We start from the raw sequence: 21,997 nt of genomic DNA on the forward strand, positions 1-21,997 counted from the left end.
CACAGTGAATACATTATACCATACCCCGGGCCACCTTGCCCGGGGTATGTGTTTTGCATAGGTTGAGTAAACATTAACTTATGCGCATCCTTGGCATTCTTCTAATCGTAGGCGGCATTTTGCTGGGCTACTTTGGCTACCAGAAATATGATGACAATAAAGCCAATATTAAGATCGGTGACCTGGAACTCAGTGCCAAAGACAAAGGCAATACCACTACAGGCTATGTCATGATGGGCGCCGGTGTGGTGGCCTTGATTGTGGGCGCCGTGATGCTTTCCCGAAAGAGCAATGCGTAAGTAACCGGCATAATGCCCTGTCTCCTTTTCATCCTTACCATACATAGGTCGCTACAGCACCCGCATTCAGCGAATGCGTCACCCATTTCCCTTTGAACCGGATATTGAAGGTCTCCGGGCTATTGCCATCATTGGAGATGATCAATACTTTTTTCCCGCCAGGCGTGAGGAAGGCTACATTCTGCAGACTGCCGGTAATATTGCTGGCAATGCGTACTGAGCCCGAAGGCACAAATTTAGATGCATGACCAATGATATAGTAAGCTACATTACGCGTAGCTGCTCCGCCAATCGTGAGCGCTCCTTTACAGGTGGTACAACCACCGGGCGTATGAGGCCCAAAACTGGGATCGTTGGCCAGGTTCCATTCCAGCGCCGTCTTGCTCCAGTTGCGCGTAGCGCCGATCACTACATTTTTGAGGTGCCACTTCAGGTCCCCGTCGAAGCCGCCCGTCGAAGCCGTGTATTGCTCTGTGAAGTACACGTGTTTGTCCGGATGTGCATTGTGCACCTGCGTTAAAGCATTGATATCTCCTGCATACAGGTGAAAGGCGCTGCCATATACAAATGGTTTGGCAGCTGCATCATTCAGGATGGCCAGCGGGTAATCGGGCCGGTCACAATTGTGATCATAGACAATGATCTTCGTTGTCAGGCTGGCCGTCTGGAAAGCTGGCCCCAGGTGGTTCTTGATGAAATCAGCTTGCTGAGCGGCAGTCATGTACAGGCTCGGGTTATTGCCCGCATGCAGCGGCTCATTTTGCGGCGTGATGGCATCAATCGTAATACCTTCCGCTTTCATTTGCTGGATATACTTCACCAGGTATTTGGCGTACACACTATAATATTCCGGCTTTAGGCTTCCGCCAACAGAAAGACCATTGTCCTTCATCCACACCGGCGGTGTCCAGGGGCTGCCCAGGAATTTGATGGAAGGATTAATAGCAATGATCTCTTTCAGCAGGGGGATCAGGTCCGTCTTATCGGGGTTAAGACTAAACTGATCGAGGTTCACATCCGTTTGCCCTGCCGGCATATCATCATACGTAAATACAGAAGCACTCAGGTCCGAGGCGCCAATGCTCAGGCGCAGGTAGCTCACGCTGATCGCGTTTTCCTGCGTACCGAAGAGCTCTTTCAGCAGGTTGGTTTTATCCGTTGCGTTCATGCGGTTGATCACATAAGCGCTGCCGCCTGTGAGCGTATAGCCAAAGCCATCAATGCTTTGATACTGCTGTGTGCTGTCTACATCAATAAAAGGGAAAGCATTGGCCGTAGTGCCAAACGACAGTACTATCGTTTGTTTTTGTAACAAGGCTGTTTGATCACCTGTCGTCATCCAGGCTGCCACATCAGGATTGCCAGCGGGAGGATTGGGCGGAGGATTGCCACCGCCACCATCATCTCCTTTCTTACCCGAGCAGCTGCAGCTGGCCAGCCAGGTGAGCATTACAAAAAAAAGGATGCGCGATTGCATGTACAATAGGGTTTTGATGTAAAATAGAAAGGTGGGTTTCTATAGTCGCCCACCTTTCTGTAAGTCAATACACGCTTATTTGTTAATATTCGGATTCCGGTCGATCTCATCCTGAGATATCGGGAAATACAATTTGTCCGCTGTTACATTATAATTCAGCGGCGTACCATTGCCATCTACCTGTGCATTCATCACTGCTACAGCCCGGCCCGTACGGATCAGGTCATACATACGCTGACCTTCAAAGGCCAGTTCCAGTTGACGTTCTTTTTCTACAGCCAGCCTCAGCGCTGCTTGTGTAGTAGCAGGTGTGTTGCCCAATCCTACACGTTTCCTGATCTTATTTACATAAAATTGAGCCCCCGTAGCATTGTCCAGTTGGTTCAACTCTGTCAGCGCCTCTGCTTTCATCAACAGGATATCAGCATACCGCAAACGAAAGGTATGACTCTTGGCATCCGGATCACGGTATTTGAAGATCACTGGTGTAGGTTTGGGCCAGTAGTCATCTGTCCAGGAAGGATTAACATAAGTAATGCTGGCATTCTTTCTCACTGCATCACCTTCCGCATCCCAGGCCTTCACAATAGTGTGGGAAGGAATATTGAACTTCTTCCAGTCGCCCCACATGAACGGTGTATTCATACCCGTAAGCCAGTTCTGACGTACAGAGCCATCATACTGTGTTTCCCAGATAGACTCCACACTATTGGTAGTGGCTGTCAGGAACAGGTCCGCATAATTGGGCAGCAGGTCATAACCAAGCGCAGTCACTGCGTCGGCATACTGCACTACTTTGGCCCAGTCGGGGTTGGGTTTTTGGGCATATACTTTTGCCAGCAGGGCGTTCACGGCTCCTTTGCCGATCAGCGTTTTGTTGGGCACCGTCTGCCGCACTTTTGGCAAGGCAAACTCCAGGTCTTTAATGATCTGCGCATACACCTCTTCTGCTCCTTTTTTGCTAGGGAACATTTCAGATACAGTACCTGGTACTTCCAGGATGATCGGTATCTCTTTCCAGGTCCTGATCAGGTTGAAATAATGCCAGGCCCTTAAGAAGGAAGCCTCCCCCAGTATTTGCTGACGGCGTTCTTCTGTCAATGCCCTGTCCTTGATCTCAGGCACATAGGTCAATACGATATTGCAGTTCTTGATATCCGTATACAGGTAGCTCCAGTCGCGCTTTACGTTGCCGTTATTGGCATTCACCGTATACTTGTCAATACTGAAATTGGCCGCATTGTCTCCGCCGGCATACGCATTGTCTGCCATCACATCTCCATTCACCAGGAAGTCGAGCGTATAATATTCATCAAAGATATTGCCATATGCGCCCTCCAGCAATGGTTCAGCGGTGATACCATCCGGCTTGGCATCGGAAATAGGTTCCTTTTCCAGGAAATCTTTTGTACAGGAACTGAAGCTGGCAATACCAACCAGGCCTGCTGCTATATAATATGAAAAGCGTTTCATAGCTCTTGCTTTAAAAGGTTACATTAAAAATCAGCTCTTACACCAAAAATAAAAGACCGTGATTGCGGATAAGTACCATAGTCGATACCCATGCCTGGACCGTTTGGACTGTTCTGGCTCACTTCCGGATCAAAGCCCGAATAATTGGTGATCGTAAACAGGTTCTGTGCAGTCACATAAAAGTTCATGCGGCTGATACCTACTTTTTCCAACAGGTTGTTGCCAAACTTATAGCTCAGTGTTACTGCTTTCAAACGCAGGTACGAACCATCTTCTATAAATCGGGAGGATACGAAGGTGTTATAGTCATTGGAATAGCCTGCAGGAGCGCCGGCTGATCCACCTGTAGCCCGGGGGATATCCGTGTTTTGTCCGGCTGCTGTCCAGCGCCTCAATACCTTGGTGCTTTGATTCTTGGAATCATACATCCCTTCTGTTTCAATGCGGGAGGCATTGAAGATATCATTGCCCTGGATACCCTGGAAGAATACATTCAGTTCAAAAGCCTTATAGCTCAGCGTATTCGTAAGGCCGTAAATGAAATCAGGTTGTGCATAGCCAATATAGGTACGGTCGCCATCAGAAAGTCCGCCGCTCTTATCCAGGTCCGCATATTTCATCATACCATTGGCCGGGTCTACCCCTTCTGATACATATCCATAAAAGGAGCCCAATGGTTTGCCTGCTTCTGCACGGATCGCATTGCCCCGTTCATATACCGCACCATAAGGAATGCTGGTGGTAAAGGCGCCCAGGCTGGTGACCTTATTGCGGTTGAAAGAGATATTACCGTTGATATTCCACCGGAGGCTTTTGCTGTTGATGGCAACGGCATTCACGGCAAATTCAATCCCTTTGTTTTCAATAGCACCTACATTGTAGGTCTGACTGCCAAAGCCGGAAGAAGGAGGAGGCTGTACAGCCACCAGCAGGTCATCCGTCTTTTTGATATAGGCGTCGATCGTTACATTCAGGCGGTTGTTCAAAAAGCTCGCATCGATACCCACGTTTGTTTGCGTGGTCTTCTCCCAGGTAAGCTCATCCTTGGGCAGGTTGTTGAAGGTAAATCCGCCAGCACCATCAGGAGAGAAAAGACCATAGTAGTCATAATCACCAATCGCATCATTACCAGTCTTACCCCAGCCCACACGCAGTTTCAGGTCCGAGAAAAGGTTGTTGCTGGCCATAAAGTCTTCACTGCTGATACGCCAGGCCACCGCCACAGATGGGAATAAGCCCCAGCGTTCGTCTTTAGGAAAACGTGAGGAGCCATCGTAGCGCAGGTTGGTAGTCAGCAGGTATTTGTCCTTATAAGAATAATTGAGCCTGGCCAGGTAAGAGCGCTTGCTCCATTGTGCCATCGTGGTGGGCAAACTGATCCTTATCTTGGCTGCATTGAGCGTGCGTACAGAAGCATTGGGGAAATCACGGCCCTCTGCAGAACTGAATTTATAATCACTCTCCTGCATCGTATGACCCACCAAAGCAGTGAGCGTATGATCACCATAATTCTTGGTATAGTTCAGCGTGTTTTCAAACAGCCATACAAAACGTTGCGTAGAGGTAGAATAACCCACACCCTTTACCGACCTTCCATAGTCTGTCATATAAGGGTCCTGGAACTTATCCCAGCGGCTACTTTGTGATTCGATACCAAAGTTGGAACGGAAGTTCAGCCCCGGTATGATCCTGAAATCGGCCATGATATTGCCCAGTACACGGTTGTCGATACTTTTCTGGTCGGCACCAAATGCCATAGCGATGGGGTTTTCCCAGCTGCCCTGGTTTACATTGGAGGTATACGTGCCATCAGGTTTATAAATGCCGAGAGTAGGAGGCGAGCTGAGCGTAGAGAGGATAGTACCACCCCGCGCACCACCGGCATTGTCCGTAATGTCTACAAACTCAGACCTTAAATAAGTAAGGTTGGTGGTTACATTCAGCCAATCCTTCACTTTATTCTCCAGGTTGGCGCGTACAGAGTAACGATCGTAATCTGCGGGCGCTACCACACCTTGTTGTTTTTGATAGCCGCCGGAAATATAATAGCGGTTACCGGCATTGCCACCGGATACAGCCACTTGTATATTTTGTTCTTTACCCGTACCGAAGGCTACATCCTGCCAATCCGTATTGTTGTTATTGGGATCAGTATAGCCCATTGATTTTACCAGTGTGAGGTATTGATCACTGTTCAACACATCGATCTTCTTGGCGAATTTGGAAAAGCCCGTATACGCGTTCAGTGTTATTTTGGCTTTGCCGGAGGTACCTTTCTTGGTGGTGATCAGTACTACACCGTTGGCGCCGCTGGCGCCATAGATGGCGGCAGAAGACGCATCTTTCAGTACAGAGAAACTTTCAATATCCTGGGGATTAATGAAGTCGATGCTGTTAACGATCACACCATCTACTACATATAAGGGATCATTCTTAGCCGTGAGCGAAGTATTGCCGCGTACACTGACCGTGAGACCCCAGCCCGGTTTGCCCGAGGAGGCAAATACATTCACACCCGCAGCTTGACCTTGCAATCCGGCAGCAGCACTTACGATCGGCCTGCTGTCGAAGTCAGTAGCTTTGACTACCGATACAGCGCCTGTAATATCTTTTTTGCGCTGGCTGCCATATCCTACCACCACTACCTGGTCCAGCGGTACTTCGGAAGGGGTAAGTTCTACATTCACTACATTCTGGCCGTTCACCGCCACTTCTTTATCTGAATAGCCGATGTAGGAGAATTTCAGCGTAGCGTTTTCGGCCGCTGTGATACTGAATTCACCGGCGTTATTGGTGGAAGTACCAGTAGTGGTGCCTTTTACCTGTACCGATACACCAAAAAGCGGATCATTGTTAGGGCCTGTTACTTTGCCCGTAATACGGATCTCCTGTTTCTCCTTCGTTTGTGAAATAATGGCTACCAGGTTATTGTCCAGCAGCTTGTAAGTAAGATCTGTATTCGAAAGTATCTTATCCAGCGTTTCCCGGATGCTGGAGTTCCTGACATCCACATTCACCTTTGTCTTCAGCGCTTTCAGGTCATAATTGTAGAGGAACCGGAATCCGCCTGCTTTTTCAATCTTGTTGAGAACCTTGTCGATGGAAGTCTGTTGCAGATTCAGTGTAATGCTTCCCTGCCCATACACATTGGCATGTACATGGCAAACACTTAGTACAATGAGGAAGAGTGTAATCTTCATAATCACGAACAGTTTAAAGAGCGATGGGGCGAGTGCATACCTCCTCCCGGGAGGCGTACTTTTTTTCATATATTTACGCTTTAAGGTGATCAAATCAGAACCCCGGACCGATTTACCAGATCTTATTCCAGGATTCTGTACTGCCTTAACGGGATTCCGCTCCAACGGGATCCCATTTTTTTTATATAGCTGGTCTTAATCCCCTGCTCCAACAGGGTTTCAGGCCATTAACTTCTATAGTAACTAGCCATTTGTCAGCTTTTTAAAAACTTACGGATTCATTGCCGATTCATCCCGCCAAGGGGCGGGACCGACTGCCGCTCACTTCACTTCCACTTCTCTTCCCTCCACCCGGTATTCAAAGGGCGTAATGATCCGGAGCGCTTCCAGCGCTTGTCGCACAGTTTCGTTCTCAAAACTTCCTTTCAACCGGGTGTGCTTTAGCCGTTCATTGTTGATCACGATCTTCACATCGTACCAGCGCTCCATTTTGGCCGCCAGCTCTTCAAAACTGTCTCCATCAAAATTCAATTTATTGTACAGCCAGGAAGTCTCTTTGATGATGCTGTCAGGCTTGTTTTTGGGAAGCATCGTCACCGAAATACCGGCTTGCAGCGGTGTGGTAGCCGATGACAGGGCCTTGTCCGTGCTCACATCCTTGTCCATCAATTCCTCTTTATTGAATACCAGCTTTTCATGCGGGCGAAGGATCACTTTAGGTGCAGCCGGATCATTCTTTCGCACTACTTCAATGGAGCCCCTTAACAGCGTAGTTTCTATCGTTTCATCCGAGGCGTAGGATTTTACATTGAATGCCGTGCCCAATACCTTGATATCGATACCCGAAGTATGTACTGTGAAAGGTCTTTGTGCATCATGCGTTACATCAAAAAAAGCTTCCCCTTCCAGGTCTACTTCCCGTTGATCCGTGTTGAAATTGTTGTGGTAAGTGATCCGGCTTTCGGCATTCAGCCATACCTGAGTACCATCCGGCAATACCAGCTTTGACCGGCTGCCTGGTCTTGCTACTACCTCATTGATGGCCGTATTGGCTGCCAGCAGATCGGGTGATTTTTTTTGTGGCCCTTTATTGAACCAGTAGAGAGCAAGGGCGCTGCCTGCCAGGGCGATGATAATAGCGGCATAGGAAAGCCATCTGCGCAGCGGGATCACTTTTTTTGGGGGTACAGGAATGGCTATTAAGGGAGTAGAGCCAGGGTGATCAGAGGCATCCAGGATACGCTGGAATCTTTCTGCTTCGTCGTTGGCTTCTTCCTGGAATAGATCGGGATGTTGTTGCCAGTAAGAAGACAGTATTTCATAAATGTACTGGTCGTCGCCATTTTGCTGCAGGTAGCCCTGTAGCTCTTCCAGTTCCGCCGCTGAGGCTTCTCCGGACAGTTTACGGGCAACCAGTTCATAAATACGCTGGGACATTTAATGGCAAGCTTTGTACATAAGACAAGCATTTTAAAACCATCTACTAAGACCTTGTTAACTTTTTTTTAAGAAATGCTGCAAACTGAAAAAACTCGCAGCAGGAAAGGCAGGATTATTATCTGTCCGGAGAGCTCAATAGCTTGTAATACATTGATAATAATGTCATTAATGTAGGCGAAAGTAGTTGCTTCTTACGGTGAGGAAATATCTGTCTTATCTGTGACATAAATAGCACAAATTTGAAAGAAAGTAACTATAAATACGGATTAGACAGGCTGCATACCTGCCCTTTATCCGTCTTTTGTCCGAGTTTGGTCCGTCTTTGATCCGTCTTTGGTCCCTGTTTAATCCCTGCTTAAGATAGTATGGATATATCAATATTATTGAAGTTGCCGCATCGGGCAGGCTAGAGAAATAGCAAAATAATGCAGGTGGTTAATAAGATAGCGAGGTGCGAAGGCAGGCTTACCCTTTTTTAGTAGTAGAAGATTTACTGCGGGGAAACTTCTCAAAGTCTTTCCGGACCGCTTCCGTGATCCGTTGAATGGCGATAGCCATTTGAGCATCAATCGTATTGATCGAAATATTCAGGATTTCAGATACCTCCTTGTAGCGGAGGCCATCTTCGCGGATCAGCTTAAAGATCATTTTACAGCGCGGAGGGAGCGCATCCACCGCTTGCCGTATCTTTTGGTAGATCTCGGCCGTGATCATGATCTGCTCTGGCGAAACCCCCGTTTCCTGCAGCGCAATATCAATATTGTCAAAGGGTTCAATGATGCTTTCCCTTGCTTTCCGCGATAGATAATTTAACGCTGTATTCTTGGTGGCCGTGTAGAGGTAGATCTTCAGGTTGTTGATCTCAGTAATCGTTGCCCGCTGGTTCCAAAGCCGGATAAAAACATCTTCTACGATCTCTTCAGCAGCTTCTTTCGTCTTCACCAGCGCAAAAGCGAAGTAATGTAGCCGTTTATGAAATATATGGTACAGCTCACGGAACGCAAGCTGGTCACCCAATGCTACCTTTTGCAGCAATGGCTCTCTATACGCAAATTCATGATCCTGATGATGCTCCATGTTCGGCAATCGTTAACAAACAAGTCAGTGCAATCTTTTCAATAATAAGGCATTTCAGCGTGCCCTGCCACTATCATTCGACACTCCAGGGCTTTTTTCTGCTGCTTTAGTATGCAAAATACAACAAAACAATAAGCTAACAACTGTTAGCGAAACTGCAAATAATAATTATCTTTGGAACACTTAAACATTGTCACCATGTCTGTGCAGGAACTGGAAAAAATATTTCAGGATAAAGTCGACCAGGAAATCAAGATAGAACCTAAGGACTGGATGCCCGACGCCTACCGTAAAACATTGGTGCGGCAGATCAGTCAACATGCTCACAGCGAGATCGTGGGTATGTTGCCCGAGGGTAATTGGATATCCCGGGCGCCCAGCCTCAAACGCAAAGCTATCCTGCTGGCCAAAGTGCAGGATGAAGCTGGTCATGGTTTATATCTTTATTCCGCTGTAGAGACATTGGGCACTACCCGCAACCAGACCATTGAAGACCTGCACAGCGGTAAGGCCAAATACTCTTCCATCTTTAATTATCCCACCCTTACCTGGGCCGATATTGGCGCCATTGGATGGCTGGTAGATGGGGCGGCTATTCTCAACCAGGTGATGCTTTGTCGTGCTTCCTATGGCCCATATGCCCGGGCGATGGTACGCATATGCAAGGAAGAAAGCTTTCACCAGCGGCAGGGATTTGAAATATTACTCGTGCTCTCCAAAGGCACACCCGAACAACAGGCCATGTGCCAGGATGCCATCAACCGTTGGTGGTGGCCTTCCCTCATGATGTTTGGTCCTAAAGACAGTGAATCGACCCACTCCGACCAAAGCATGACCTGGAAAATAAAACGCAAGAGCAACGATGAATTGCGGCAGCAGTTTGTAGATATGATTGTGGAGCAGGCTAAAATATTGAATGTTACCCTGCCCGATCCTGCCCTGCAATGGAATGCCGAAAGAGGCCATTATGATTTTGGCGAGATCGACTGGGTAGAATTTTGGAATGTAGTGAAAGGCAATGGCCCCTGCAACAAGCAAAGGCTGGAAGCCCGCCGCAAAGCCTGGGACGAAGGCGCCTGGGTACGCGATGCCGCCGCTGCCCATGCAGAAAAACGAAAGGCAAGACAGGAAGTGAAGGCAGCTTGATATTGATAAATAGTTGAAGGCTGCCAAGGCTTCAGTAACCCAATAATAAATAATTAGTAATTAATAATAATGAACTTAAGGATAACCAAATACTATTATGGTGATATACCCGAGGAGAATGGAGGAGTTTCCTATGAAAACAAATCCATTGCCGCCGACTGGCCCTTATGGGAAGTATTCATCCGCAGCAAGCAGGGCCTGGATCACAAACACGTAGGCAGTTTACAGGCAGCCGATGCACAGATGGCTATTGAGAATGCCCGGGATGTATATACACGCCGGTCAGAAGGCATTAGCATTTGGGTGGTGGAAAGCAAATTCATCCATGCTTCCAATCCCGATGATGCCGGTGAGTTTTATGAACCCGCCAACGATAAAGTGTACCGTCACCCTACATTTTATGACCTGCCCGACGAATTGAAACATATGTAGTATGCAGCAACCTGTCAACTTTTCAACTGATCAACTGGTCAACTATATTCTGAACCTGGCCGATAATACCCTCATCCTGTCGCAGCGCAACAGCGAATGGTGTGGACATGGCCCCGTGCTGGAACAGGATATTGCCATTACCAATATCTCCCTTGACCTCATCGGGCAGGCACGCAGCCTGTATCAATATGCGGCCTCCCTGCAAGGTGGCGGCACCACCGAAGATGCACTGGCCTACCTGCGTGGAGAACGGGAATTTAAGAACTGCCTGATCACCGAATTGCCCAATGGCGATTGGGGCCAAACCATCCTCCGCCAGCTCTTTTTCAGCGTGTTTCAGCAACTGCTCTATGCGCAACTGCTGCAATCGAAGGATGCTACCCTGGCTGCCATTGCAGAAAAATCATTGAAGGAAGTAACCTACCATGTGCGGTGGAGCAGTGAGTGGGTCATTCGCCTGGGCGATGGTACCGAAGAAAGTCACCAGCGCATGGAGAAAGCCCTGGAAACATTGTGGAGTTATACCGGCGAATTTTTTATACCGGCTGATTACGAAACAGCGGCCGTTGCTGAAAGCATAGGGGTTGATGTCACGGCCTTACAACAACCCTGGCTGGAGAAGGTGCAGGAAGTTTTACAGGAAGCTACCCTGCCCGTGAAGGAAGATGCAAAGGCCTGGATGCATACCGGTGGTAAATCCGGTCGGCATACCGAACACCTGGGTTTTATACTGGCCGAAATGCAATACATGCAACGTGCCTATCCGGGTGCTGAGTGGTAATGGCTCTTGATCCTTGCCACTTCGACTCTTTCTTTTTTTGTTATTTGACTTTCTTTTTTGTCATTCCGACCGCAGGGAGGAATCTCTTATCGGAGCAAACGAATTTTATATTGACCGCCACATCACACATATCAACAACTGAACTCTGGTCATTACTGGAGCAGGTCACCGATCCGGAAGTACCTGTATTGTCCATTATTGACCTGGGTATCGTGCGCGACATCCAAACCGGGCCGGATGATGCTGTGGAAGTCACCATCACGCCTACTTACAGCGGCTGCCCGGCAATGGACGTTATCAGCATCAACATCCGGTTGCTATTACTGGAAAAGGGTTTCAAAAATGTAACCATCAAACAAGTGTTGTCTCCTGCCTGGACTACCGACTGGATGAGCGAGGCCGGCAAACAAAAACTGGCAGCTTACGGCATTGCACCACCCAATCCCGTACAACAAGTGTGCAATGTTCAATTGTTTGCAGAAGAGGAAGCCGTGGCTTGTCCGCAATGCGGGTCTTTCCATACCCGGCGCATCAGCGAGTTTGGTTCTACCGCCTGTAAAGCATTGTACCAGTGCAACGACTGCCAGGAACCATTCGATTATTTTAAATGCCATTAAAACTTACCTACTTTTATTCTTCAATCTACCTTCATGTCATCTGTACTTTTTCAAATTGAAAATAATGTGGCCGTCATTACCCTCAATCGCCCCGATAAACTCAATGCTTTTAATCGGGAGATGGCCTTATTGCTGCAGCAGCAACTGGATGAATGTGCTTCCCTGCAGGAAATCCGTTGCGTATACCTTACCGGCGCCGGCAAAGGGTTTAGTGCCGGGCAGGACCTGGCCGAGATCGTTGCAACCGATGGCCCCACCATGACGCAGATCCTAAGCGAACATTACAATCCCATCATCGACCGCATTCGAAAACTGCCCAAGCCCGTAGTTGCAGCCGTAAATGGCGTAGCGGCCGGTGCAGGCGCCAATATAGCTTTGTGCTGTGATATAGTAGTGGCTGCACAATCTGCTTCTTTTATACAGGCTTTTTCCAAACTGGGGCTGATACCCGACAGTGGCGGTACCTATTTCCTGCCCCGTCTTATTGGTTGGCAAAAAGCCTCGGCCCTGGCAATGCTGGGTGATAAGATATCGGCCGAAGAAGCCGAACGCATGGGCATGATCTATAAAGTGATTGCCGGCGAAGGATTTGCTTCTGCTACCCTCCAGCTGGCGCAGCAACTGGCACAAATGCCTACCCAGGGACTGGCCCTCATCAAACAGGCTTTCAACCAGTCCTTCACCAACAACTATGAACAGCAGCTGGCCGTGGAAGACCAGCTCCAGCAACAGGCCGCCCTCACCGATGATTACAAAGAGGGTGTCAATGCCTTTCTGGAAAAAAGAACACCCCAATTCAAGGGCAAATAATCAAACCATACAAGCACAGCACATGCAGGCAGATCAGTTGGCACAACAGGTAGTTGATAAAATGATGGAGCACGATGCATTTAGTCAATGGCTGGGTATAGAGGTCGTCGCCGTGCGCGAAGGATACAGCAAATTAAAAATGACACTCCGTCCGGAGATGCTCAATGGCTTTGGCGTGATACATGGCGGTGTTACTTTCTCCCTGGCCGATAGCGCCCTGGCTTTTGCCTGCAATAACCGCAATAACCTCTCCCTGGCATTGGATGTGTCCATCACCTTTACCAAATCCGGTATGCCGGGTGATGTGTTTACCGCCGAAGCCAAAGAGATGCACAATGGCCGCAGTACAGGTTTGTACCTGATCAATGTTACCAATCAGCACAACCAGTCTGTAGCCGTATTCAAAGGCACCTGCTTCAGGACCGGTAAGGAACTGGTCAATATCCAACCCGAAACCGGCGAAGTATAAACAAAGGCCAATAATCACTGCCACCAATAAGGGTAACGATTTGCTAATAATCCAATAATTAATAATCAGTAATCAAAAATGACCTACTCCTTCAAAGGCTTCATTCCCGTGGTCCATGCCTCTTCATTTATTCATCCCCAGGCCGCCGTTACCGGCAATGTCATCATCGGAAAAAATGTGTATGTAGGTCCAGGAGCAGCTATCCGGGGCGATTGGGGTGGGATCATTATTGAAGATGGGTGTAATGTGCAGGAAAATTGTACCATCCACATGTTTCCCGGGGTTACCGTTTTGCTCAAAGAAGGAGCTCATATTGGTCATGGCGCCATTATTCATGGCGCTGTCATAGGAAAGAATTGCCTTATTGGGATGAACAGCGTTATTATGGACAATGTGGAGTTGGGCGATGAATGCGTGGTGGGTGCTTTGTCTTTCATCAAGGCCAATGAGAAAGTACCTTCCCGGAGCTTATTGATGGGCAATCCCGCCCGGATCATCAAACAGGTGAGCGATGATATGGTAGACTGGAAAACGGCCGGCACACGCCTGTATCAGGCCCTTCCCGGCGAAATGCAGGAGCATTGGGAGCCCTGCGAACCCCTGTGCGAAATACCTGCCGTGAGACCTTCCCAGGAAGCTTTATATCAAACCTGGAACAGTATCAAAAACGAAACAAAATAGGCCCTGGCTTTTCAAGCATCTTAAATCTCCCGGGTCTGGATAAACCGCGGCAGCAATCCTCCGGTAGCCACCCGAAACGCCAAACCCCGAAACCCGGAACATTTTGCCGTATCTTTGCCCCTCGCAATGGAAAAGACAAACTTTGTAGATCAGATCAGGATATTTTGCCGCAGTGGACATGGAGGTGCTGGTAGTAAGCACTTTATGCGTACTAAATTCAATGCAATGGCCGGTCCCGACGGGGGCAATGGCGGTAGAGGTGGCCATATTATTCTTCGTGGAAATAAGAACCTCTGGACTTTATTACACCTTCGTTACTATAAGAACGTACTGGCCGAAAACGGTGAAAGCGGCAGTGGCAACAACTGCTCTGGCCGTAGCGGTAAAGATGTTATCATCGAGGTGCCGCTGGGTACCGTTGCCCGTGATGAGGAGACAGGTGAGACCGAAGCCGAAATACTGGAAGATGGTCAGGAGATCGTTTGGATCAAAGGTGGCAGAGGTGGTTTGGGTAATGCTGAATTCGCTACCGCTACCAACCAGGCTCCGGAACATGCCCAACCTGGCGAGCCAGGTGAAGAAGCCTGGAAAGTGGTGGAGCTTAAAGTGTTGGCCGATGTAGGACTGGTAGGTTTCCCCAATGCCGGTAAATCTACCCTCTTGTCAGTAATGACGGCTGCCAAACCCAAGATTGCCGATTATGCTTTTACCACCATCAACCCCCAGCTGGGCATGGTAGAGTACCGCAATGACAGGAGCTTTTGTATAGCCGATCTGCCCGGTATCATTGAAGGCGCTGCCGAAGGAAAAGGCCTCGGCCATCGCTTCCTGCGCCATATCGAACGCAACCCCGTGCTTTTATTCCTGATCCCTGCCGATAGCAGCGATCATAAAAAGGAATTCGAGATACTTGTCAACGAGCTTGAACAATACAATCCCGAACTGCTGCACAAGCAATTTATCATCGCCATCAGTAAGAGCGATATGTTGGACGACGAACTTAAAGAAGCCATCCGCAAAGAGCTCCCCCAAACCCTTCCCCATATCTTCATTTCATCTGTTGCCCAAAAAGGCATCTCTGAGCTGAAAGACCTGCTCTGGAAAGTGCTGAATGAAGAGAATAACAAGATCTAAATAGTTCCACTTATACAACAACAGCCTCCATACCCATGGAGGCTGTGCACGTTATACGTATTCTTTTCGCTCAAAGATTGTGGTGCCCTACTCAACGCTCGTAGCTCGTCGCTCAAAACTTGTCCCGCCACAGCAGGAGCCGGTAGCTGTTTCACATAATTATTCTAGCTTTGGGACCTTACTAACCAATGCCTGTCTTATGTCAATTGTTGACTCCAAGTTCGTCAGAACTACCTGGTACCTGTGTACCATCGTGTTGCTATTCGTTTCCCGTCTCCTCAAATCTATATGGCTTTTCTTTCCCGGTATCCTCTTCCTGGTGCTGGCCATGTGGTGCTTCTGGAGCCTCAACCAGGGTAAGGACATCATAGTCTCTTTTACAGAGAACAACCAGGCCAAAACCTTCTTCTTTATCGCCATTGCCTTCTGGATCTACGTTACCTGGTATTCTGCCCGGGTGGTAGCCTATCTCAAAAAAAGCAAACAGGAAGACCGTATCATAAAGATCATGGGCAATTGTCCGCCCGAAGAAGCTGCCCGCAAGTTGGCCAATACCCAATACTTTGAACTGCCACCCGGCTGGCTATCCATCTTTCCGCATATTCTCGGCTATGCCTGTCTGCTGGTGATAGAGTTGGCCGTGTTGCAATCGCCCGTACGGGGAGCTGATGCCATCACGTCGTCTAAGGCCACCTGGTTCTTTGTGCTGGGAATGATCATCTCCTGGGGACTGGATGGTATCGTGCGCGACTTCTCAGCCAAGCAACTACGGGTCTCCCGCATACTCTTTTATGCAGTGCTGGCCATCTTCCTCCTGTCAGCCTTCCTGGTGATCAGCAATCCCAAAGGATCTATTTTATCCCTGCTGTGGGTATTGCTCCTGTTGCATGCTGTATTTCTGCTGTACATCAATCTCCGCAAGAAAATAGTCCGGAATACTACACCTGCCAAACCATTCATAATTACCCGGGCCATGTATACCATGATGGACTTTTTGCGTATACCCCGTACGGAGACCGGCTACTTCCGGTGGTTCAATATCGTAGCCATTGGCGGCCTCATCGTATACATCATGACCATCCGTTCTATTGAGGTGTCCTGGCAGCTGGGGCCCTTTCCCCTGGTCTTACTGGCATTTGCCGTATTGCTGGGTTTTGGCAATATCATTACCGCCCTCTCTGTTAAGCTCAACATCAACCTCCATTTCATCATCTTTATAGTAGCCTTCCTCCTGGGATCAAAAGAGACCCACTACGTGCGTACCAAACGATTTGATACCCCTGCCCGGCACGGCATCTACAACCAGCGGCAGGATATACAAACCTATGCCCGCAACTGGATCACCGACCGGGGGCCTGCTATCGACAGCGCCAAAGGATCTTATCCCGTATATTATGTGCTGGCCAATGGAGGCGCTTCCCGTTCCGGCTACTGGACCGCTTCCGTACTTGGACAACTGGAAGACGCCACTGCCCATACCAATGACCCTTTCTCCCGTCACGTATTTTGTTTGTCAGGCACCTCCGGTGGAGGCGTAGGCGTGGCCACTTTCTTTTCCCTGCTCTATCAGCGCAATAAAATGTCGAAGGATGTTGATGTATCCTACCTCCGCTCGGCACGCCTCTTTCTGAAGCAGGATTTCCTTACCCATACCCTGGCCCATATGCTGGGGCCCGATTACTTTAAATACATCTTCCATGTGAATAATGATGACCTGTCCGATAGGGCAGGTGCGCTCGAAGAAACCATTGAGGCCGGCGCCCGTAAAGTGAATGACACCCTGAAAGCAGCGATGGACGAGCCTTTCTCCAACATGATCGCCCTGCGCAACCAGCCTTATAACCTGCCCATACTTTGTATCAATACCACCCGCATGCAGGATGGCAATCCCGCTGTAGTAACCAATATCCGGTTGAACAAAGAGATATTCAATAACCGCGAGGACGTATTGGATGTGCTCAATGATACCCTGGATATGCGCCTCAGCACTGCCTCCATATTAGGCGCGCGATTCCCGTATATCAGTCCGGCTGGTCGCGTAGACCAGTGGCTTCCGGAAAGGGTCCGCGTAAAAAAGTCAGACAGTATGCTGATCCACTACTTTGTGGATGGCGGCTATTTTGATAACTCAGGCGCAGGCGTAGTACAGGAAATGATGCGCGCCATGCTCATCCAGGCCGATACCTCTACCGATCAGGTATTCAAAAGAAGAGTGGCCAAATTGCACCTGGTCGTATTGCACATCACCAATAGCCCCGTAGGCGTAGCGCCGCTGGGCAGTGTAGGCCCTTTGAAGAATGATCTTTCATCGCCCATCCTTACCGTGCTGGGAGCCTATGATATGCAAACCACCGTCAATGATAAGCGCCTGATCAATTTCCTGAAAGATATTGATAGAGATTCCAGTTGTAATAGTGCTGAATACTATCCCGTACACTTATACAAAGACCCCACCGAAAAACAGGAAGAAAGAAAGCGGGGTGATACCCTTAAAGAGATCCCTTATGCCATGAACTGGTTTATTTCCGATACCACCCTCAAGCGTATGGACAACCGTTTATTGAAACAGCCTAAGCTCCAGGCGCTTATTAAAAGAATGATCCCTTGAACATGTATAAGAGGTGACACCTTTCCCCTGCGTCGAAGAAAGAAAGGTGTCACCTCTAAGTGGAAGCTTCTATGTAGCTTGGGCTGCCAGGTCAGTGTTGCTGCATAGAAACATAATGATGACTTAACTCCTGTTTGCCCTACTTTATTTGCTTTGGTAAATAAAATGCCGTACTTTTATAGTATACGCTATTCGCTCCCCCTCAATGATTGTTTTCCCTTCCTGATTTTGCTGCCTCCATGATTGCTTACCACCCCGGTTCTTGCGCATACAACTATTAATCATTCAATTAAATTCCATTTTGTATGAAAAAGCTATTCGTGTATGTGGTAAAAACCATTATCCGCAACAAATTAGTGCGCAGTACAATCGCCCTCCTCATCCTTTCACAGGTAGCTGTGGCCCAAACCAGGCTGGTAGCCGTACGGGAACCTGTGGTGAGCACTGCTTCCGTAAAACACATTGGTAATCCAGAAGGATCAGTTGTATTCCAGGTGCAATATGATAACCAGGCCGGTGAAAAATTCTTCCTGATCATCAGGGATAATGATGGCAACGTCATATACCAGGACACTTATTCCGATAAGAAATTCGATAAGAAGTTCCAGTTGCCCCAAGGTGAAACAGATAAGCTACAATTCATCATCAAAGGCCCCAGGAACAATACGATCCAAACCTTTGAGGTCAAGACCCACTCCCGGATGATAGAGGAAGTCGTAGTCAGAAAGGTAAATTAATATTGTTATTAAAAGTTTGTTGCGTATTCAATCAATGAGCAATTCATTGCCGGTTGCCGATTCACAGCTTGTCCCGCCAAAGCGGGAATTGCCGTTAATAAGCCCTGCCGATCGTATCACAGGCTGCTTTCAATAAGGAGTTGGCATCATGCGCATCCTGTCCCTTTTCCCACAACATAATGCCATTGGCCTGTTGTTTGGCAAGCATCGCTTTCTTTTTGATCGTAAACGTGCCATTGTAATAGATCATATAAGGCGTTGGCCAGCCCGTTGCCGTAACCATGGCTGAATCTGATAAGGGGTTGCCGCCCTGGGCCAAAATACTGCTATACGATAACGTCGTATTGGATTGCGTAATGCCCGATGGTCTGCCATATGCTGGTAAACCCAGTACAAATTTTGATTTGGGCATGCTGCGGGTGGTGAGCCAGTAATTCATACAGGTTTGTACCAGCGCCATATCCGAATGATGCTTATAAGGCGCCGAAGTGCTGAAATCATCATAGACCATTACATTAAACCAGTCTACATAATTGAACAGTTCTGCTTTAATGGCATCCCGGTAACTACCTGCATATTTGCCGGCCGTAATGGCCGCCGTCAGGTAATACTTTCCGTCGCGGTGGCAGCTGTCACTCAGTTCCTTCATCAATGCTGTATACGTAATATCAGAACCATCTGCTGTGCTGGGAAACTCCCAGTCAACATCCACCCCATGTACCTGGTATAATCGTACCTGGCTCATGATCTGCTTTATGAAATTATTGCGTCCCGTAGCCGTGCCAGCCATCGTTCGGAAATCTGCCGATGCACCATTGATGCTGATCATCACCTTGGCATTGTTGGCTTTTGATTTGGCTACTACTGTAGTAAAGGTAGCAGGGCTATTGATCACCAGCGCCCCGGAGGCATTCAGCGTAAAGAAAGCATAATTCACCACATTCGTCATGCGAAACTTCACATCCGGTACTGCATTCGGATCACGGTAGGAGGGGAAGTAACCAACCACTTTGAACCCCAGGTCAGGTGGGGCAGTGATCACTACCGGAGGAGGATCGGGTGTTATAGGGTTCGAGTCACTTTTGCTACAAGCGGTAGCAGTCAATAATAAAGCGGCGTACAGATAAAGCAGTTTACGGTGGGGCATAGTGTTTTGATTAATGCAACTGTGTATTTAGAACATAGGGCGCATACCTGGTTCAGTAGGCGACGCCATTAAATATAAACGATTCCCATTACAGGAAATTACAATCAGGCCATCTATAATTTTTTATTGCCGGTTATTACGGATTGTCGGTATCCTTTGCCCGCGCTGCCTTTCAGCCCATGCATGAATCCGCAATATTTCAGTTGAATACAAAATTTTCAAGTACGTTTGCCTTCTAAAATAATCTCTTTATGAAGAAGCTTTTCATAGCGATTGCTTTAATGATCTCCGTATTCAAGTCCTGGGCCGATGAAGGCATGTGGCTGCCATTGCTCCTGGGGCAGCAAGTGTATAATGACATGGTAAAACGTGGTCTCAAATTGACCAAAGACCAATTGTACCATATCAACAAAGCCTCTATTAAAGACGCTATCATCATTTTCAATGGTGGCTGTACAGGTGAGTTAGTAAGCAATGAAGGATTGATCTTTACCAATCACCATTGTGGTTATGATGCCATCGCCAGGGCCAGTTCAGTAACCAATAACTACCTGAAGGATGGTTTCTATGCAAAAAGCAAAGGCGAAGAGATCCCATCACAAGGTTTGTATGTAGAGTTTCTCCTGAAGATTGAAGATGTAACAAAAGAAATAGAAGAAGCTGCCAAAGATGCTACAGGAGCCGATCGTATTGCGAAGGTCAATGCAGCCGTAGCCGCCGTGAATCAAAGATATTCTGATGAGTCTAAAAGCATCATAGCCAGGGTAAGCCCCTTATTCAAAGGCAATCAATTCCTGGTATTCGTATACCAGCGTTATACCGATATCCGCCTGGTAGGTGCTCCCGCTGAAAGCATTGGTAAATTTGGTGGTGATACCGACAACTGGGAATGGCCCCGTCATACCGGCGACTTCTCTGTTTTCCGTGTATATGCTTCCAAAGACGGACAGCCTGCTGCCCATGCTGCCGACAATGTACCCCTCAAGCCAAAGTACTTCCTGCCTGTTTCCATCAAAGGCGTTAAGGACGGTGATTATGCCATGATCTATGGCTACCCCGGCGGCACCAATCGCTATGAGTCTTCTTTTGGTGTAAAACAAAAAATAGACATCAGCAATCCTTCCCTGGTCAACCTGCGCGACATCAGGCTCAAATATATGTTTGAGCAAATGAAGAACGACCCGGCTATCAAATTGAAGCTGGCCTCCAGCTATGCCTCCATTGCCAACTATTGGAAGTTTTTTGATGGGGAAACAAAACAGCTGATCAAATATGATATCTATGATCAGAAAAAAGCAGCCGAAACCAAATTCCAGCAGTGGGCCAATGGCAAGCCTGAATATCAAAATATCTTCAGCGACTGGTCTTCCGCCTATGATGCCTGGAGGCCCTACAGTAAACACCAGGTATACCTCAATGAAGGCATCTTTGGTTCACCCCTCCTGGCATTTGCCGCCAGCCTTCAGCAGGTAGAGAATGCCATCGTAAAAAAAGGCAGTTCCGCCGACATCAAAAAAGCCGTGGATGCTGCCAAAACTGCCAGGACCAACTTCCTGGAAAGTGAAAACAAAGTATCTGACCAGAACATCGTGGCCAAAGTGCTCATGATGTTTTACAACGATATTGACAAAAGTCAACATCCTATCGGGTTTTATGAAAGCCTGCGGGGCAGTTATGGTGACCTGAAAGACGAAGCATCTTATAAAAAGTTTGCCAACAACCTGTTTACCAACACCCTCATCCTGGATGAGAACAAGTGGAATGCCTTTACCAATAACCCCGATGCTACCGTATTGCAGGCCGATCCGGCTTATGCTACCGCTACTGCCTTTGTAAAGAACTGGGTAGGAAAATACCTGCCCCAGGCTCAGCAGTTCAATGCAAAAAATGCCGAGCTGGGCCGGCTTTATCTCAAGGGTATCTTAAATATGGATACCGTAAAGGCGAAGAAAATGTATCCCGATGCCACTTTTACCATGCGCGTAAGCTATGGCAATGTAAAAAGTTACCAGCCACGCGATGCCGTAAAGTATGATTATGTGACCACCATGGGCGGTGTATTGGAAAAATACCAACCCGGTGATTACGAATTCGATCTGCCGGCCAAACTCCTGGAATTGGCTAAGAAGAAGGATTATGGTCAGTATGCAGATGCAGCCCGCAAAGACCTGGTAGTAGGGTTCATTACGACCAACGACATTACCGGTGGCAACTCCGGTTCTCCCGTCATAGATGGCAGCGGTAACCTCATTGGGTTGGCATTTGATGGCAACTATGAGGCCCTTAGCCATAAAATAGCCTTCGACCCTGTGTACAACCGTACCATTTGTGTGGATGTGCGCTACGTACTTTGGTGTATCGACAAACTGGGCGGCGCTTCCAATATCATTAAAGAACTGAAGCTCGTTAAATAGACCCCAAGGTCTTATTTTTTAAAACCCTGTAGCGACACCCCTTTCAGGCACTTGC

At 48.1% G+C, this 21,997-nt stretch carries 18 protein-coding genes; 12 read left to right on the plus strand and 6 right to left on the minus strand.

The genetic code is table 11. The features are described from left to right. Positions 1 to 80 precede the first annotated feature (80 nt). Positions 81 to 299, plus strand: coding sequence for a DUF3185 family protein (locus tag D3H65_RS24150; RefSeq protein WP_119052766.1), 219 nt, complete (start codon positions 81 to 83; stop codon positions 297 to 299). A 34-nt stretch (positions 300 to 333) separates the two neighbouring features. Here the strand turns inward: D3H65_RS24150 and D3H65_RS24155 are convergent, their stop codons facing one another. The 5 genes from D3H65_RS24155 to D3H65_RS24175 form a co-directional block, all read right to left on the minus strand. After that, positions 334 to 1,776, minus strand: coding sequence for a glycoside hydrolase family 30 protein (locus D3H65_RS24155; RefSeq protein ID WP_119052767.1), 1,443 nt, complete (start codon positions 1,774 to 1,776; stop codon positions 334 to 336). A gap of 75 nt (positions 1,777 to 1,851) precedes the next feature. Beyond that, positions 1,852 to 3,249: a RagB/SusD family nutrient uptake outer membrane protein gene (locus tag D3H65_RS24160; protein ID WP_119052768.1), complete on the minus strand. Its 1,398-nt coding sequence runs from the start codon at positions 3,247 to 3,249 to the stop codon at positions 1,852 to 1,854. A 23-nt stretch (positions 3,250 to 3,272) separates the two neighbouring features. Next, a complete protein-coding gene (locus D3H65_RS24165; RefSeq protein ID WP_162915791.1) occupies positions 3,273 to 6,449 on the minus strand; it encodes a TonB-dependent receptor in 3,177 nt (1,058 codons plus the stop codon). Positions 6,450 to 6,770: 321 nt separating this feature from the next. After that, complete coding sequence (locus D3H65_RS24170; RefSeq protein WP_119052770.1) at positions 6,771 to 7,886, minus strand: FecR family protein; 1,116 nt, start codon at positions 7,884 to 7,886, stop codon at positions 6,771 to 6,773. Positions 7,887 to 8,354: 468 nt separating this feature from the next. After that, complete coding sequence (locus D3H65_RS24175) at positions 8,355 to 8,966, minus strand: RNA polymerase sigma-70 factor (protein WP_119052771.1); 612 nt, start codon at positions 8,964 to 8,966, stop codon at positions 8,355 to 8,357. Positions 8,967 to 9,140: 174 nt separating this feature from the next. On the opposite strand from D3H65_RS24175, the gene paaA reads away from it, so the two are divergent. The 10 genes from paaA (at position 9,141) to D3H65_RS24225 (ending at position 18,381) form a co-directional block, all read left to right on the plus strand. Then, on the plus strand, positions 9,141 to 10,112 hold the full coding sequence (gene paaA / locus D3H65_RS24180; protein WP_245999581.1) for a 1,2-phenylacetyl-CoA epoxidase subunit PaaA: 972 nt from the start codon (positions 9,141 to 9,143) through the stop codon (positions 10,110 to 10,112). Positions 10,113 to 10,181: 69 nt separating this feature from the next. Continuing rightward, entirely contained in the window at positions 10,182 to 10,544 is a 363-nt protein-coding gene (gene paaB / locus D3H65_RS24185) for a 1,2-phenylacetyl-CoA epoxidase subunit PaaB (protein WP_119052773.1), read from the plus strand. 1 nt (position 10,545) lies between these two features. Then, the gene (gene paaC / locus D3H65_RS24190; protein WP_119052774.1) at positions 10,546 to 11,325 is read left to right on the plus strand and encodes a 1,2-phenylacetyl-CoA epoxidase subunit PaaC; all 780 of its coding nucleotides are present in this window, start codon (positions 10,546 to 10,548) and stop codon (positions 11,323 to 11,325) included. 110 nt (positions 11,326 to 11,435) lie between these two features. Next, positions 11,436 to 11,942, plus strand: coding sequence for a 1,2-phenylacetyl-CoA epoxidase subunit PaaD (gene paaD / locus D3H65_RS24195; protein ID WP_245999582.1), 507 nt, complete (start codon positions 11,436 to 11,438; stop codon positions 11,940 to 11,942). A gap of 33 nt (positions 11,943 to 11,975) precedes the next feature. Next, positions 11,976 to 12,752 (plus strand): enoyl-CoA hydratase-related protein, encoded by a 777-nt coding sequence (locus tag D3H65_RS24200; RefSeq protein ID WP_119052776.1) that lies wholly within the window; start codon positions 11,976 to 11,978, stop codon positions 12,750 to 12,752. 22 nt (positions 12,753 to 12,774) lie between these two features. Further along, positions 12,775 to 13,221 carry a hotdog fold thioesterase gene (locus D3H65_RS24205; protein WP_119054640.1) on the plus strand — a complete coding sequence of 149 codons (447 nt, stop codon included), beginning with the start codon at positions 12,775 to 12,777 and terminating at the stop codon, positions 13,219 to 13,221. A gap of 78 nt (positions 13,222 to 13,299) precedes the next feature. Continuing rightward, positions 13,300 to 13,902, plus strand: coding sequence for an acyltransferase (locus D3H65_RS24210; RefSeq protein ID WP_119052777.1), 603 nt, complete (start codon positions 13,300 to 13,302; stop codon positions 13,900 to 13,902). A gap of 126 nt (positions 13,903 to 14,028) precedes the next feature. Continuing rightward, a complete protein-coding gene (obgE, locus tag D3H65_RS24215) occupies positions 14,029 to 15,036 on the plus strand; it encodes a GTPase ObgE (RefSeq protein ID WP_119052778.1) in 1,008 nt (335 codons plus the stop codon). A gap of 199 nt (positions 15,037 to 15,235) precedes the next feature. Next, on the plus strand, positions 15,236 to 17,644 hold the full coding sequence (locus D3H65_RS33040; RefSeq protein WP_162915792.1) for a hypothetical protein: 2,409 nt from the start codon (positions 15,236 to 15,238) through the stop codon (positions 17,642 to 17,644). Between the two features lie 305 nt (positions 17,645 to 17,949). After that, positions 17,950 to 18,381 (plus strand): hypothetical protein, encoded by a 432-nt coding sequence (locus tag D3H65_RS24225; protein ID WP_119052779.1) that lies wholly within the window; start codon positions 17,950 to 17,952, stop codon positions 18,379 to 18,381. 94 nt (positions 18,382 to 18,475) lie between these two features. Here D3H65_RS24225 and D3H65_RS24230 read toward each other — a convergent pair whose 3' ends face one another. Continuing rightward, positions 18,476 to 19,528 (minus strand): glycoside hydrolase family 18 protein, encoded by a 1,053-nt coding sequence (locus D3H65_RS24230; protein ID WP_119052780.1) that lies wholly within the window; start codon positions 19,526 to 19,528, stop codon positions 18,476 to 18,478. A gap of 251 nt (positions 19,529 to 19,779) precedes the next feature. Here D3H65_RS24230 and D3H65_RS24235 point away from each other — a divergent pair, with 251 nt between their 5' ends. Further along, positions 19,780 to 21,942 carry a S46 family peptidase gene (locus D3H65_RS24235; protein ID WP_119052781.1) on the plus strand — a complete coding sequence of 721 codons (2,163 nt, stop codon included), beginning with the start codon at positions 19,780 to 19,782 and terminating at the stop codon, positions 21,940 to 21,942. The last annotated feature ends 55 nt before the right edge of the window (positions 21,943 to 21,997 follow it).

It is taken from the genome of Paraflavitalea soli, from assembly GCF_003555545.1.
GTDB classification, from domain to species: Bacteria; Bacteroidota; Bacteroidia; order Chitinophagales; family Chitinophagaceae; genus Paraflavitalea; species Paraflavitalea soli.